This window comes from Neisseria sp. P0021.S005, assembly GCF_051956955.1.
Window position 1 is genome coordinate 1 of the sequence record NZ_JBQCWY010000684.1, and the last position, 1,627, is coordinate 1,627.

Annotated in this window: 2 protein-coding genes; both read left to right on the plus strand. The window is 50.1% G+C overall.

Annotation, left to right across the window (positions count from 1 at the left end):
• Window positions 1-561 (plus strand): metal ABC transporter permease (locus ACTHUE_RS18300; RefSeq protein WP_440424122.1); only part of this gene is annotated, 561 nt, incomplete at its 5' end.
• 79 nt (window positions 562-640) lie between these two features.
• Window positions 641-1,546, plus strand: a complete 906-nt coding sequence (locus ACTHUE_RS18305; RefSeq protein ID WP_049331107.1) for a metal ABC transporter solute-binding protein, Zn/Mn family — start codon at window positions 641-643, stop codon at window positions 1,544-1,546.
• The last annotated feature ends 81 nt before the right edge of the window (window positions 1,547-1,627 follow it).

Here is a 1,627-nt window from a genome sequence, read left to right on the forward strand (position 1 = left end):
TATTTGAGCCCCCTCGCCATCGGCGTGGTTTTGGTCAGCAAAAACGCCAACATCGTCGCTTTGCTGCATTTGTTGTTTGGCTCGGTGTTGGCGGTCGATATTCCGGCTTTGCAGCTGATTGCTGTTTCTGCGAGCGTCACTATTTTGCTGATGGCGGTCATGTTCCGTCCGCTGGTGTTGGAAAGCATAGACCCTTTGTTCCTCAAAGCTGTCGGTGGTAAGGGCGGCTTTTGGCATGTGTTGTTTTTAGTGTTGGTCGTGATGAATCTGGTTGCCGGTTTTCAGGCATTGGGTACGCTGATGTCGGTCGGTTTGATGATGTTGCCGGCGATTACCGCCAGACTGTGGGCGAAAAGCATGGGTTGGCTGATGATTTTGTCTGTCGCATTGGCTTTGCTTTGCGGCTTGGCAGGACTGTTGTTTTCCTACCATATCGAAATTCCGTCCGGCCCGGCGATTATTTTATGCTGCGGCACGCTTTACCTGATTTCCGTCGTGTTCGGTTGGGAGGGCGGCATTTTGGCAAAATGGCTGCGCCGCAAGAAACACCGCACGGCATGATTTTTCAGACGGCCGCTTGAATAATCAGGCGGTCTGTTTTATGATGATGTTAATGTTACGTTATATCACTGGAGAGAATATGAAACATTGGAAACTCGGCATCGTTGCCGCATTATTGACCGGTGCAGCTTATGCCGCTCCGCTGCCTGTTGTCACCAGCTTCAGCATTTTGGGCGACGTGGCCAAACAGATTGGTGGCGACCGTGTGGCCGTTCAAAGCTTGGTGGGCCCCAACCAAGACAGCCATGCCTACCACATGACCAGTGGCGACATCAAAAAAATCCGCAGTGCCAAATTGGTATTGCTTAACGGTTTGGGCTTGGAAGCCGCCGATGTACAGCGTGCAGTCAAACAGAGTAAAGTTCCTTTCGCCGAAGCAACCAAAGGCATTCAGGCTTTGAAAGCAGAAGAGGGTGGACATCATCATGACCACGATCACGAAGGCCATCATCACGATCACGGCGAGTTTGATCCGCACGTTTGGACCGACCCCGTCCTGATGGGTACTTATGCGCAAAACGTTGCCAATGCTTTGATTCAAGCCGACCCTGAAGGCAAAACCTACTATCAGCAACGTTTGGGCAACTATCAAATGCAGCTAAAAAAACTGCACAGCGATGCGCAGGCTGCCTTTAATGCCGTACCTGCCGCCAAGCGAAAAGTCTTGACCGGACACGACGCGTTCTCTTACATGGGCAAACGCTACAATATTGAATTTATCGCCCCTCAAGGCGTGAGCAGCGAAGCCGAGCCGTCTGCCAAACAAGTGGCTTCTATTATCCGCCAAATCAAACGCGAGGGCATTAAAGCCGTCTTTACTGAAAACATCAAAGACACGCGCATGATTGACCGTATTGCCAAAGAAACCGGCGTTAATGTCAGCGGACGTTTGTATTCCGATGCATTGGGTGGTGCACCGGCCAATAGCTACATCGGCATGTACCGCTACAATGTCAAAGTTATGACCGATGCCATGAAAAAATAAAGCGGCTTAAAGATAAAGGCCGTCTGAAACTTGGAAACAAGGTTTCAGACGGCCTTTTATATGCTTATTTTAAAATAAACC

What these genes read in the sequence shown, in the direction of transcription:
- ACTHUE_RS18305 (WP_049331107.1), top strand. Translation starts at nt 641, where the DNA reads ATGAAACATTGGAAACTCGGCATCGTTGCCGCATTATTGACCGGTGCA.